The sequence below is a fragment of the Streptomyces sp. NPDC006339 genome (assembly GCF_040612775.1).
Lineage (GTDB): Bacteria > Actinomycetota > Actinomycetes > Streptomycetales > Streptomycetaceae > Streptomyces.
Map to the genome: position 1 here is coordinate 58,892 of NZ_JBEXQW010000036.1, position 12,625 is coordinate 71,516.

Genomic DNA, 12,625 nt, shown 5'->3' on the forward strand with positions numbered 1-12,625 from the left:
CCCGCGATCCGTTCTCGACCGGCCCTTGGCTCAGCCCTGGCTCAGCCCTCGATCAGCCCGACGAGCTGGTCGGTGGTCAGATCCAGAAGCTCCGCCGCGGCGTGCTTGTCGCCCAGGACCAGATACTGCAGCGTGAGCCCGTCGACGGCCGCCGCGAGCACCCGCGCCAGCAGCTCCACCGGAACCCGCGGCGTCACCCCGCGCACCGCGCACACCTGCTCGACCAGGGCCGTCGCCGACGCCACGTACTGCTCGTACTGCGCCCGCGCCAGGTGCTCGAACCCCTCCTCGCGCAGCGCGTACTGGGTGAGCTCATAGGTCAGCATGTGCTCGGCCGGCCGGTCCGTCACATGCTCCCAGTACGTCCCGAGCGCGCCCCGGACCGTCTCGCGCAGCGTCGCCCTCGGCTCGACCGCCGACATCACGCGGGCCACGTAGCCGCCGGTGATGGACTCGATGGCGGCCTCCAGGAGCGCCTGCTTGGAGTCGAAGCAGTAGTGGAACACGCTCAGCGACACGCCCGCCTCGGCGCAGACGGACCGGGTCGTCGTCCGCGCCACCCCGTCCCTGGCCATGACCCGGACCGCCGCCTCGACCAACTGCCGGCGTCGCTCGGCCGACGGCATCCGCGCCATGCTTCCTCCTCGGGTCCGGCGCCAGGGTATCCGCCGCACCCTCGCGCCACACCGTTACGGCGACGGGGCGTGCCGCCGGGGAGCGGTGCTCACGCGCCGGCCGGCCGGCGCGGCGGGATCGTGGCCTCGATCTGGGCGAGGTGGGCGGCGAGGATGTCCTCGAACGCGGCACGGCGATCCGCGCCGAGGGGACGGATGTCGCGGGCGAAGTGGGCCAGGGCCGGGAAGCGCTCGGGATCGGCGCCGAGGACGGCGACGCGGAACAGCTCCACACCCTGGTCGTGCTCTTCCGGGGTGATGGTGCCGACCCCGGCCTCGGAGGCGATCAGTGCGGCGATGAGGACCGCGAGCCGGTGGTAGCGCGCCGGGATCTCCTCGTCGGGAAGCCCCGACCCGCGCAGGGCCTGGAGCGCCTCTTCCATGACCAGCCGGGAACCGGTGCCGCTCGCTCCGTAGCGTCCCCAGACCATGGCGAGCTGGGGCTGCTGTCCGAAGGCGTCCCTCACGTGCAGGGCCAGGGCGGTGATGCGCTGCCTCCAGTCGCCCCCGGCGCGGTAGCCGTCCATCGCGGCCGCCAGGACCCGGTCGGCGACCGCCCGCAGCAGTTCGGTCTTGCTGCGGAAGTGCCGGTAGAGGCTGGAGGAGTCGGTCCCGAGGGCCGCGGCCAGTTTCCGCACGCTGAACGAGTCCGCGTCGCTCGTGCGCAGCAGTTCCGCCGCCGCGTCCAGGATCTCCTCGGTGGACCAACGCCTTCGGCCTGCCATGTCACTCCTCTCACCGGGAGTTCAGCGTACCTGTGCACTTGGTGTTGCACGCACCGCGTGCATAATGAGGGCATGAGCGTGCCGGGCGGGCCGGCATGCCCCTCGTGCCCTGTTGCCCGGGGCGGGCGGCCGATGCGGAGTCCACCCCGGCGGAACGCGAAAGGACGCATGACGTGAGCACTCCATGGGACCCGGCGGCGCTGGACGCCGCCCTCGACAACGTCCACCGCGCCGGGATGCCGGGCCTGTTCGCCGAGGTGCGCGACGGCGACCGGGTCTGGCGCGGCGCCGCCGGGGTCGCCGATGTGACCACCGGCCGTCCCGTCACCGCCGGCATGCGGCACCGCGTCGGCAGCATCACCAAGACCTTCACCGCGGCCGCGGTTCTGCAGCAGGTCGAGTGCGGTGAGATCGGTCTCGACGCGCCGATCGGCCGCTATCTTCCGAAGCTGGTCCCCGGAGAGCGCGGCGACGCGATCACGGTCAGGATGCTCGTCAACCACACCAGCGGCCTCGCCGAGTACCTCCCGTACGCCTACCCGTCCCTCAAGGCGTTCCCCGTGCTCGCGGACACCCGGCCCCAGAGCCTGGACGACCACCGGTTCACGCGGTTCGACCCGGTCGAACTGATCGGGATGGGGGTCGGCGCACCCGCCGTCGGAGCCCCGGGCGGCACTCCGGGTCTGTACTCCAACACCAACTACCTGCTCCTCGTCCAGCTCCTGGAGCAGGTGACCGGCATGACGGCCGAGCGGTACATCACCCGGAACGTCATCGAGCGCGCCGGGCTCCGGGACACCGAACTCCCCGACGGGCCGTGCGTCGACGGGCCGCACTCGCAGCTCTACGAGGCGTGGTTCGGCATGATCGACCCGCCGCGCGACTACAGCGTCTACGACATGTCATGGGTGGGCCCGTCGGCCTCGCTGATATCGACGGTCGCGGACCTCAACCGCTTCTACCGTCTGCTGCTGGCGGGCGAGATCGTCGGTCCGTCGTCGCTGGCGGAGATGCGGCGCACCGTCCCGGTCGTCTCCCAGGAGGGAAGGATCATCGACTACGGCCTGGGCCTGCACCCCGTGGAGGCCCCCGGTCAGGACGTCTTCTGGGGCCACGGCGGCACGGTCTGGGGTGGCGGCGCGCTGGCCCTGATCCGGGCCGACGGCAAGCGGCAGATGGCCGTCGCGGTGAACCTCCAGAGGTGGAACAGGCTCGACGCCTCCGGCAGGCCGCAGCCCCACCCCATCGACGACGCGCTCGCGGCCTTCCATCGCGTGGCCCTGTACGGCTGACGCCGATTCTCGCCGGCGCCGGGACCGCGGGGGCATGCCCGTGCGGTCCCGGCGCCCTGTCGGGCGGCAGCCATGGACTGCCGGTGAACGCGCCGGAACTGACGGGTGCACAGACCTTGTCAGTGCAATTTCACATTACTATGTTACCGCTCACGGCGTGACGGCCGAGCCCGTCAACTCCACCGGGAGCCGGGGGAGTTCGCCGTACGCGCCACACCGCATCCCCCACTACTCCCCGACCAGGAGTCCAGGTGTCCCAGCACAGAGTCGTGCGTACCTCTCTTCTCGCCACCGCCGTTGCGGTGACCCTCGTCGCCTCCGCCGCCCAGGCCGTCGGCCGGACCCCGGAGCGGCCGGCCCAGGTGCCCGCCACCTTCGCCCCCATGGCCGCCACCGGCCAGAACCCCTTCGACGAGGTCGAGCACATCGCCGACGCCCGGACCGCCGAGCCCGCCCCGGCCCCCGCCCCCGGCGGCACCCGGGCGAAGCCCCGCGTCCCCGGCCCGGCGGCGAAGGGCAAGACCGAGGCCACCGAAGCCCCCGCCCTCGCCGCCGGCGTGCCCTGCACCCTGGACGGCATCACCGGCCTCGCGCCCGAGCGGTTCGCCGACTTCCTCGCCGACCCGGCCGTCACCGCCGACGGCTGTCTGCGCGACCTCGTCTGGACCTGGGACGCCCGCCTGGCCCCGGTCATGTCCGACGCCCATGTGCAGGCCGTCGCCCGCCGGATCTCCACCCTCGCCGCGGCCCACGACGGCCGCAACTCCTCCCACCTGGAGGAGATGTTCACCTATCTCCACGCGGTCGCCTACCACGACTTCTCCCGCACCGAGATCGACATCACCGACGCGCCCACCGTCGACGCGATCCGCCGGGCCGTCGCCGACTTCGGCAACGCCGCCCGCACCTTCGACGTCACCGCCTCCAACGCCCGCACCCTCCGCGAGGCCCTCTACACCGCCAGTGCCCCGGGCCTGCGTCAGCACCAACTCGGCCTGATCGTCAAGGTCCTCGCCACCATGGACACCGCCCACCCCGCGACCCACAAGGACCCCGCCTGGGCGGGTGCCGCGCTCGCCGCGCTCTCCGTCAACTACCTCGGCGTCTACCCGGGCAACCAGGACACCGCCTTCCACGCCGCCGTGAAGGCGGACCCCGCCTACCGCGCCGCCTTCAAGGCGTTCGCCGGCCACACCCACCTCAAGGACACCGCCAACGCCTGGGTGGTCCGCGACGCGCTGGCCGAATACGGCCGCTTCGGCCAGATAGCCGGCCTGCAGAGCCAGGTCGTGGCCGACCTCGGCGCCCTCCTGCGCCCCGTGGAGTCCGGCTTCGGCACCGGCAGCCAGCCCTGGGCCAAGCTCGTCACCTGGCTCAACTTCTACGAGGCGTGCGCGCCCTACGGCGTCTGCAAGGCCGACATCGAGAAGCGCGTCTTCCCCTACACGTACACCTACGACAACGGCACCATCAGGGTCCGCACCGGCCTCGACCGGGCCACCGTCGACCAGCTCTACTACGCCAGCAAGCAGGTCAAGGCCCAGTACCACCGGGTGCTCGGCACCGAACAGCCCCTGGCCGGCGACCCCAACACGACCCTGAACATCGTCCTGTACGCCTCGCGCGCCGACTACGAGAACTACCACCCGATCCTGACCGGGTACGACACGAACAACGGCGGCATCTACATCGAGAACGGCGCCACCTTCTACACGTACCAGCGGCGCGTCCCGCAGGACTCGTCCCTCACCCTCGAAGAGCTGTTCCGGCACGAGTACGTCCACTACCTCAACGGACGCTTCGCGGTGCCCGGCTTCTTCGGCGAGGGCCCCTGGTACCAGAACGACCGCACCACGGCCATGGACGAGGGCACGGCCGAGTTCTTCGACGGCGCCACCCGCGACGACGGCATCGCCGTCCGCAAATCCCTCGTGCGCGGCATCATCAACGACACCGCCGGCGGCGGCCCGCGGATGACCGTGCGCCAGATCCTGCACGCCACCTACGACGGCGACGGCTTCCGCTTCTACAACTACGCCGGCACCCTCTTCGAGTTCCTGTGGACCGAACGCCCCTCGCTGCTGCGCGAGATGTACACGCACCTGCGCGCGAACGACGTCGCCCGCTTCGACGCCTGGCGCGGGCGCCTGAGCGCCGACACCGGCCTCCAGACCGCCTACGACCGCTTCCTGGACGCCCAGATCGCCCAGGTCGACCGGCTCTACGTCCCGAACACCACGTACACGCCGAACGAGCGGCTCACCTACTCCACCGTCGCGGGCGTGCGGACCGCCTTCGCCGGGGCCACGTACACCAACCCGGACTGCGTCGAGAACGGCGACCCCGGCAAGCGGCGCTTCGTCTGCACCGGCCGCATCACCGCGAACCTCACCGACGCGAGCAGCGACGACCGGAACTTCAAGGACATGTCCGAGACGGTCGACTACTTCCTCCTCGACCGTGCCGCCGACGCCCGCCTGAACAACCTGGCCGACATGAACTGCAGCTTCGGACCGATCGAGATCTGGTCCGACAGGACCGCGGGCACGTCCAGTTACCGCTGCGAAGGCCCGCTCCGCACCTGACCGCACCCGCCCAGGGGGCAACCCCTGGGCCTCTGGAGAATGTGACATATTACTGCCGTGCCCAAGAGACACTCCCTGGACGCCGTGATCATCGGTGCCGGCGTCGTCGGAGCCGCCTGCGCGTACTACGCGACCCGCTCCGGCCTGTCCGTCGCCGTCGTCGACCGCGGTCCCGTCGCGGGCGGCACCACCGGCGCCGGGGAAGGCAATCTGCTCGTCTCCGACAAGGAGGCGGGCCCCGAGCTCGATCTCGCGCTGCTGTCCACGAGACTCTGGCGCGAACTGTCCGGCGCACTCCCGCCGGACCTGGAGTACGAGCCCAAGGGCGGTCTCGTCGTGGCGCGCGACGAGACCACCCTCAAGGCCCTCCGCGCCTTCGCGGAGGGCCAACGGGCCGCCGGCGTCATTGCCACCGAGGTCCCCGGCGCCGAACTCCCGGACCTGGAGCCCCATCTGAACCCGGCCATGGCCGGCGCCTTCCACTACCCGCAGGACGCCCAGGTCCAGCCCGCGCAGGCCGCCGCCCGCCTCCTCCGCGCCGCCGCCTGCGCCACCCACCTCGGCGAGGAGGTCACGGAGATCCTCCGCACACCCGGCGGCGCCGTCCGCGGCGTCCGCACCCCCCGCCGCGAACTCCTCGCCCCGGCCGTCGTCAACGCGGCCGGCACCTGGGGCGGACAGGTCGCCGGGCTGGCCGGCGGCCACCTGCCCGTCCTGCCCCGCCGCGGCTTCGTCCTCGTCACCGAACCGCTGCCCCGCCTGGTGCGGCACAAGGTCTACGCGGCCGACTACATCGCGGACGTCGCCAGCGACTCGGCGGCGCTCCAGTCCTCCGCCGTCGTCGAGGGCACCCCCGCCGGCCCCGTCCTCATCGGAGCCACCCGCGAACGCGTCGGCTTCGACCGCTCCCTCTCCCTCGAAGCCCTCCGCCGCCTCGCCACCCAGGCCGCGACCCTCTTCCCCGTCCTCGCCGACGTCGACGTCCTCCGCGCCTACCACGGCTTCCGCCCCTACCTCCCGGACCACCTCCCGGCGATCGGCCCCGACCCCCGCGTCCCCGGCCTCCACCACGCGTGCGGCCACGAGGGCGCGGGCATCGGCCTGGCCCCGGCCACCGGCGCCCTCGTCGCCGCCGCGCTCACCGGCACCGCGCCCCCGCTCGATCCCACGCCCTTCCGCCCGGACCGCGACTTCGGAGGTACGCCCCGATGAGCAGCACCCTCACCTTCGACGGCCGCGAACTCCCCTTCCACGAGGGCCAGACCGTCGCCGCCGCGCTCTGGTCGGCGGGCGTCCTCGCCTGGCGCACCACCCGCGCCGGAGGCGCCCCGCGCGGCGCGTTCTGCGGGATCGGCCAGTGCTTCGACTGCCTCGTCACCGTCAACGGCCGCCCCAACCGGCGCGCCTGTCTCGTCCCGGCCCGGCCGGGCGACACCGTCACCACCCAGGAGGGAACCGGCCGTGCCGCACTCGGCTGCTGATCTCGCCGTCGTCGGCGCGGGCCCCGCGGGCCTGGCCGCCGCCGTCACCGCCGCCGACCTCGGCCTCTCCGTGGTCCTCCTGGACGCCGGACAGCGCCCCGGCGGCCAGTACTACCGTCACGCCGCCCCCGAACTCCGCGCGGCCCGCCCACGCCCCCGCGTGCCGCACCCGCACGACTGGCACTCCTTCACCTCCCGCGAGCGCCGCCTGCGCACCCACGAGGCGGCGCGCCGCGTCACCTACCTGCCCGGCCACCACGTCTGGACCGTGACGCCCGACGGCCCCTCCTGGACCCTGCGCAGCCGCACCGAGGAGGACACCCAGTCCGTCACCGTCACCGCGCGGGCCGTCCTGCTCGCCACCGGCGCGTACGAGCGTCAACTGCCCTTCCCGGGCTGGACCCTGCCCGGCGTGGTCGGCGCGGGCGGGGCGCAGGCCATGCTCAAGGGCGGCCTGGTGCTGCCCGGCCGGCGGACCGTCGTGGCGGGCAGCGGGCCGCTCCTCCTGGCCGTCGCGGCGTCGCTGGCCGCCGCGGGGGCACGGGTCCCGGCGGTGGTGGAGGCGGCGGCGTACGGCGGCTACGCCCGCGGCGCCGGGGCGCTGCTGCGGAACCCGGCGAAGCTGGTCGAGGGGGCCCGCTTCGGCGCCGCGCTGGCCCGCCACCCCGTGCGGCTGCTGACGCGGCACGCCGTCGTGGCGGCCCACGGCGCGGAACGGGTGGAGGCGGTGACCGTCGCCCGCCTGGACCGCGACTGGCGTCCGGTCCCCGGCACCGGCCGCCGGATCCCGTGCGACTCCGTCGCGGTCGGCCACGGCCTCGTTCCCGAACTGTCCCTCGCCACCGCCCTCGGCTGCGCCACCCGCACCGCCGCGGACGGCACCGCCGCCCTCGTCCTGACGGAGGATCAGCGCACCTCCGTGCCCGGCGTCTGGTCGGCGGGCGAGACCGGCGGCATCGGCGGCGCGCAACTCGCCCTGGTCGAAGGTGAATTGGCGGCCCGCTCGATCGCCGCAGCCCTGGGCGCCGCCCCCGCCGGTGACGTGGCGGCCCTGCGCCGGCGCCGGAGCCGCCTGCGGGCCTTCGCCGACGCGATGGGCGCGGCGCACCGTCCGGGCGCCGGGTGGACGGACTGGCTGCGGGACGACACCGAGGTCTGCCGGTGCGAGGAGGTGCCGGCCGGGCGCGTCCGCGAGGCGGTCGGCGCCCTCGGCGCGCGTGACGCGCGCACGGCGAAGCTCCTGACCCGGGCGGGGATGGGCTGGTGCCAGGGCCGGACGTGCGGTCCGGCGGTGGCGGCGCTGTGCGGCACGGGTGCCGCCCCGGCCCCGGACCGCAGGCCGCTCGCCTGCCCGGTGCCGCTGCGGCGGTTGGCGGAGCTCCCGCCCGGTCAGGGCTGAATCTTCCCGAGGCGGTCTTGTGGCCGTCGTACGCCCCTCAATAAAATGTCACACACTACAAAGGAGTCGTGGATGAACGCGAGCATCACCTGGACCCCCGACCGCCCGTGGCGCGGCATCATGGTCGCCACCGCCCTCCCACTGCGCGAGGACCTCTCCGTCGACTACGACGCCTACGCCGAGCACGTCCGATGGCTCATCGGCCACGGCTGCGACGGCGTCGTGCCCAACGGCTCGCTGGGCGAGTACCAGACCCTCACCGACGAGGAGCGGGCCCGCGTGGTCCGTACGGCCGTGGCGGCGGCCGGCGACGGGGCCAGGGTCATGCCCGGCGTCGCCGCCTACGGCAGCGCCGAGTCCCGGCGCTGGGCCGAGCAGGCCGCCGAGGCCGGCGCCGGCTCGGTGCTGCTGCTGCCGCCGAACGCCTTCCGCGCCGACGAGGCCGCGGTCCTGGCCCACTACGAGCAGGTCGCGGCGGCCGGGCTGCCCGTGGTCGCGTACAACAACCCCATCGACACCAAGGTCGACCTCACGCCCGCCCTCCTCGCCCGACTGCACGGCGACGGCCGCATCGTCGCGGTGAAGGAGTTCAGCGGCGACGTCCGCCGCGCCTACGAGATCGCCGAACTCGCCCCCGAGCTCGACCTGTTGATCGGCGCCGACGACGTGCTCCTCGAACTGGCCCTCGCCGGGGCGGTGGGCTGGATCGCCGGCTACCCGAACGCCCTGCCCGCCTCCTGCGCCGCGCTCTACCGCGCGGCCGTCGCCGGCGACCTCGCCACCGCCCTGCCGCTCTACAAGTCGCTGCACCCGCTGCTGCGCTGGGACTCCAGGACCGAGTTCGTCCAGGCCATCAAACTCTCCATGGACCTGGCCGGACGCCCCGGCGGCCCCACCCGCCCGCCCCGCCACCCGCTCACCGGCGACGCCCACGCCGCCGTACGCTCCGCTACCGAGAAGGCCCTGGCCGACGGCCACCACTGACCCGGGGGAACCCATGCGCACCCGACACGTCTACCACGCCGTCGACTCGCACACCGAGGGCATGCCCACCCGGGTCGTCACCGGGGGAGTCGGGGTGATCCCCGGCGCCACCATGGTCGAGCGCCGCCTGCACTTCATCGAGCACCTGGACCACCTCCGCACCCTCCTGATGTACGAGCCGCGCGGCCACGCGGCCATGAGCGGCGCGATCCTCCAGCCGCCCACCCGCCCCGACGCCGACTACGGCGTGCTCTTCATCGAGGTCTCCGGCCTGCTGCCCATGTGCGGCCACGGCACGATCGGGGTCGCCACCGTCCTCGTCGAGACCGGCATGGTCCCGGTGACCGAACCCGTCACCACCGTCCGGCTCGACACCCCGGCGGGCCTCGTCAGCGTGGACGTACGCGTCGAGGACGGCGCGGCCACCGCCGTCACACTCACCAACGTGCCGGCCTTCACCGTCGGCCTCGACCTCAAGGCCGAGGTACCCGGCCACGGCACGGTCACCTACGACCTCGCCTACGGCGGCAACTTCTACGCCTTCGTGGAACTGGACTCCCTCGGCCTGCCCTTCGACCGGTCCCGCAAAGAGGAACTGCTCGCCGCCGGGCTCGCCCTGATGGACGCCGTCAACAAGGGCCCGGACCGGCCGGTCCACCCGGCGGACCCCGCCCAGGCCGGCCTCAAGCACGTCTATCTCGCCGCCCCCGGCTCGGACGCCCGCCGCTCGCGGCACGCAATGGCCATCCACCCCGGCTGGTTCGACCGCTCCCCGTGCGGCACCGGAACGAGCGCCCGGATGGCCCAACTGCACGCCCGCGGACTGCTGCCCCTGGACACCGACTTCGTCAACGAGTCCTTCATCGGTACGGAGTTCACGGGCCGGCTGGTCGGCGAGACCACGGTCGCGGACCGCCCGGCCGTGGTGCCCACGGTCACCGGCCGGGCCTGGATCACCGGCACCGCCCAGTACTTCCTCGACCCGGCCGACCCCTTCCCCGGAGGCTTCCTGCTGTGACTCCGAACGCGCCGGCGGCCGCGCCCCCGACCGGACCGCACCAGCGCAACGGCACCCTCTTCACCGGCCGGGCCGTGCCGGGAGCGGTGCCTTCGGATGAGGGCCTGGTCACCGAGGTGACCGGCACGGCCCACCGCACGGGCGAACACCGCTTCGTGCTCGACCCGTACGACACCCTCGGCACGGGATTCCTCCTGTGACCGCCGGGCCGCTGTGGATCGACGCCCCGGCCGTCGCCCGCCTGCTGCCGGTGGCCGGCGCCGCCGACGCCCTCGCCGAGGTGCTGCGGGAAGGACTCGACCCGGAGCGCTGCCCGCAGCGGACCGCCGTGCCCGTGCCCGCCGGGGAACTGCTGCTCATGCCCGCCGCCTCGGGCTCCTGGGCGGGAGTGAAGATCGCGGGCGTGGCCCCCGGCAATCCGGACCTCGGGCTGCCCCGGATCACCGGAAGCCATCTGCTCCTGGACGGCGCCACCCTCACGCCCGTGGCCCTGCTCGACGGCGCCGCGCTCACCGCCCTGCGCACCCCGGCCGTCTCCGCCCTGGCCCTGCGCCATCTCACCCCGGCCGGGACGCTGTCGCGTCTGGTGCTGTTCGGCACCGGGCCGCAGGCGTACGGTCACCTGGCGGCGGTGCTCGCCGAACGCGAGGTGACCGAGGCGGTGGTCGTCGCCCGCGACCCGGAACGCGGGCGCCGGCTCGTCGCGCACGCCCGGGCCCTCGGCGTGCGCGAGGCCCGGACCGGCACGCCCGAGGACGTGTCCGGCGCGGACCTCGTGGTGTGCTGCACCACGGCCCGTACCCCGCTGTTCGACGGGCGGCTCGTGGCACCGGGCGCCACGGTCGTGGCCGTCGGCTCCCACGAGCCCGGCGCGCGGGAGACCGACACGGCCCTGGTCCGGCGGTCCGCGGTCTACGTCGAGTCGCGGGCGGCGGCCCTGCGCGAGGCCGGCGACCTGCTGATCCCGCGGGCCGAGGGCGCGATCGGCCCCGGGCACATCGCCGGCACGCTGGCCGACCTCGTCACGGGACGGTGCCCGGCACCGCGGGACGCGACGGCGCCCCGGCTCTTCAAGAGCGTCGGCATGGCCTGGGAGGACCTGGCCGTGGCGGTGGCCGTGTACCGGGCCGCGCTCACGGCGACGGCGGAGCCGCCGTCCTCCCGCACCGGAGCACCCGAAGGCGAAACGTGACATTGTACGCTGTGCCTCTGCGAGTTCTCGGAGGATCGGCGTGGGTGACCTGAAGCAGCACAGTCTCATCAAGGCGCAGGAGCGGCTGCGCGACCAGGTCGGGCACGCGTTGCGGGCCGCCCTGATAGCGGGTGAACTCCGGCCGGGCAGCGTCTACTCCGCGCCCGGCCTCGCCGCCGAGCTCGGCGTGTCGGCCACACCCGTGCGTGAGGCGATGCTCGACCTCGCCCGCGAGGGCCTGGTCGAGCCGGTCCGCAACAAGGGTTTCCGGATCACCGAGGTCAGCGAGCGCGAGCTCGACCAGTGCACCGAACTGCGCATGCTGATCGAGGTGCCGACGGTCGGCCGGGTCACCGAACTGGCCACCCGGGAAGAGCTGGAGGCGCTGCGCCCGCTCGCCGAGGAGATCGTCACCAACGCGCGCGAGCACAACCTGATCGGCTATCTGGAGGCCGACCGCCGCTTCCACCTCACCCTCCTCGGCCTGGCCGGGAACGACCGGCTCGTGGAGACCGTCGGAGACCTCCGGAAGCGCTCCCGCCTCTACGGGCTCACCGGCCTGGACGAGGCCGGCAAGCTGGTGTCCTCGGCGGAGGAACACCTGGAGCTGCTCGACCTGATGATCTCCGGCGACGCGAAGGCCGCCGAGGCGTGCATGCACCGCCACCTCGGCCATGTCCGCTCGCTGTGGGCCGAGGCCCGCGACGAACCGGTGGAACGCCCGGCCGGCCGCCTCGGCCGGGTCCGCAAGGGCTGACACCCGCGTGCGGGCCGCCGGCCCTCGGCGCCCGACGGGCCCGGCACCCGGGGGCCTCAGCGCACGGACTCCCCGTACACGTGGTCCACGGTCATCCGCATGAGCACCCGCCGGTCGCTCACCATCACCGACCGGTACTCCTCCCAGTCCGGGTGCTCCCCGGCGGCGAGCCGGTAGTACTCCACGAGCGCCTCCACCTCCGGCCCGTACGGGTCGGTCCCGGGGCCGGTCAGGGTCACCGTCCCCTCGGCCGTCGCCCACGACCAGCCGTCGGCACTGGTCACCTCCAGGGCCGCGCGCGGGTCGCGCCGCAGGTTCACCGTCTTGGCACGGCCCTCGGTCATGGACACGTAGAGGGTTTCGGTCGCGCGGTCGTAGAAGGGCATCACGGGGGAGAGCTGCGGGCGTCCGTCGGCCTTGAGGGTGGCGAGGACGCCGAGCCGGCTCCCGGCAAGGAGGGCGCGGGCGTCGAAGCGTGTCGTCGTGGTCATGCTCCTCTTCAAGTCCCCTGCCGCGCC

The 12,625-nt window shown here is 73.8% G+C and carries 13 protein-coding genes; 10 read left to right on the forward strand and 3 right to left on the reverse strand.

The features are described from left to right. Nucleotides 1–41 precede the first annotated feature (41 nt). Together ABZ135_RS26675 and ABZ135_RS26680 are read right to left on the reverse strand one after the other, a co-directional pair. A complete protein-coding gene (locus ABZ135_RS26675) occupies nucleotides 42–635 on the reverse strand; it encodes a TetR/AcrR family transcriptional regulator (RefSeq protein WP_356698890.1) in 594 nt (197 codons plus the stop codon). Nucleotides 636–724: 89 nt separating this feature from the next. Beyond that, complete coding sequence (locus ABZ135_RS26680) at nucleotides 725–1,399, reverse strand: helix-turn-helix domain-containing protein (protein WP_356698892.1); 675 nt, start codon at nucleotides 1,397–1,399, stop codon at nucleotides 725–727. 236 nt (nucleotides 1,400–1,635) lie between these two features. Here ABZ135_RS26680 and ABZ135_RS26685 point away from each other — a divergent pair, with 236 nt between their 5' ends. The 10 genes from ABZ135_RS26685 to ABZ135_RS26730 all read left to right on the forward strand — a co-directional run bounded on the left by ABZ135_RS26685 (nucleotide 1,636) and on the right by ABZ135_RS26730 (nucleotide 12,107). Beyond that, entirely contained in the window at nucleotides 1,636–2,691 is a 1,056-nt protein-coding gene (locus ABZ135_RS26685) for a serine hydrolase domain-containing protein (protein ID WP_356698942.1), read from the forward strand. A 251-nt stretch (nucleotides 2,692–2,942) separates the two neighbouring features. Beyond that, on the forward strand, nucleotides 2,943–5,276 hold the full coding sequence (locus tag ABZ135_RS26690; protein WP_356698894.1) for a collagenase: 2,334 nt from the start codon (nucleotides 2,943–2,945) through the stop codon (nucleotides 5,274–5,276). Nucleotides 5,277–5,333: 57 nt separating this feature from the next. Continuing rightward, a complete protein-coding gene (locus ABZ135_RS26695) occupies nucleotides 5,334–6,488 on the forward strand; it encodes an FAD-binding oxidoreductase (RefSeq protein ID WP_356698896.1) in 1,155 nt (384 codons plus the stop codon). Next, the gene (locus ABZ135_RS26700) at nucleotides 6,485–6,757 is read left to right on the forward strand and encodes a (2Fe-2S)-binding protein (RefSeq protein WP_356698898.1); all 273 of its coding nucleotides are present in this window, start codon (nucleotides 6,485–6,487) and stop codon (nucleotides 6,755–6,757) included. Before ABZ135_RS26695 ends, ABZ135_RS26700 begins: the two co-directional genes overlap by 4 nt. Further along, on the forward strand, nucleotides 6,738–8,156 hold the full coding sequence (locus ABZ135_RS26705) for an NAD(P)/FAD-dependent oxidoreductase (RefSeq protein WP_356698899.1): 1,419 nt from the start codon (nucleotides 6,738–6,740) through the stop codon (nucleotides 8,154–8,156). The genes ABZ135_RS26700 and ABZ135_RS26705 overlap by 20 nt, the downstream gene beginning before the upstream one ends. 72 nt (nucleotides 8,157–8,228) lie before the next feature. Further along, on the forward strand, nucleotides 8,229–9,140 hold the full coding sequence (locus ABZ135_RS26710; RefSeq protein ID WP_356698901.1) for a dihydrodipicolinate synthase family protein: 912 nt from the start codon (nucleotides 8,229–8,231) through the stop codon (nucleotides 9,138–9,140). Between the two features lie 13 nt (nucleotides 9,141–9,153). Continuing rightward, a complete protein-coding gene (locus ABZ135_RS26715) occupies nucleotides 9,154–10,158 on the forward strand; it encodes a proline racemase family protein (RefSeq protein ID WP_356698903.1) in 1,005 nt (334 codons plus the stop codon). Beyond that, on the forward strand, nucleotides 10,155–10,358 hold the full coding sequence (locus ABZ135_RS26720; protein ID WP_356698905.1) for a hypothetical protein: 204 nt from the start codon (nucleotides 10,155–10,157) through the stop codon (nucleotides 10,356–10,358). The genes ABZ135_RS26715 and ABZ135_RS26720 overlap by 4 nt, the downstream gene beginning before the upstream one ends. After that, nucleotides 10,355–11,350, forward strand: a complete 996-nt coding sequence (locus tag ABZ135_RS26725; RefSeq protein WP_356698907.1) for an ornithine cyclodeaminase family protein — start codon at nucleotides 10,355–10,357, stop codon at nucleotides 11,348–11,350. Before ABZ135_RS26720 ends, ABZ135_RS26725 begins: the two co-directional genes overlap by 4 nt. A 40-nt stretch (nucleotides 11,351–11,390) precedes the next feature. Continuing rightward, a complete protein-coding gene (locus ABZ135_RS26730) occupies nucleotides 11,391–12,107 on the forward strand; it encodes a GntR family transcriptional regulator (protein WP_356698909.1) in 717 nt (238 codons plus the stop codon). 56 nt (nucleotides 12,108–12,163) lie between these two features. On the opposite strand, the gene ABZ135_RS26735 is transcribed toward ABZ135_RS26730, so the two are convergent. Continuing rightward, nucleotides 12,164–12,598 (reverse strand): PPOX class F420-dependent oxidoreductase, encoded by a 435-nt coding sequence (locus ABZ135_RS26735; protein ID WP_356698911.1) that lies wholly within the window; start codon nucleotides 12,596–12,598, stop codon nucleotides 12,164–12,166. Between the last annotated feature and the right edge of the window lie 27 nt (nucleotides 12,599–12,625).

Coding starts and splice junctions, on each gene's coding strand:
- ABZ135_RS26675 (WP_356698890.1), bottom strand. CDS start 635: ATGGCGCGGATGCCGTCGGCCGAGCGACGCCGGCAGTTGGTCGAGGCG.
- ABZ135_RS26680 (WP_356698892.1), bottom strand. CDS start 1,399: ATGGCAGGCCGAAGGCGTTGGTCCACCGAGGAGATCCTGGACGCGGCG.
- ABZ135_RS26685 (WP_356698942.1), top strand. CDS start 1,636: ATGCCGGGCCTGTTCGCCGAGGTGCGCGACGGCGACCGGGTCTGGCGC.
- ABZ135_RS26700 (WP_356698898.1), top strand. CDS start 6,485: ATGAGCAGCACCCTCACCTTCGACGGCCGCGAACTCCCCTTCCACGAG.
- ABZ135_RS26710 (WP_356698901.1), top strand. CDS start 8,229: ATGAACGCGAGCATCACCTGGACCCCCGACCGCCCGTGGCGCGGCATC.
- ABZ135_RS26715 (WP_356698903.1), top strand. CDS start 9,154: ATGCGCACCCGACACGTCTACCACGCCGTCGACTCGCACACCGAGGGC.
- ABZ135_RS26735 (WP_356698911.1), bottom strand. CDS start 12,598: ATGACCACGACGACACGCTTCGACGCCCGCGCCCTCCTTGCCGGGAGC.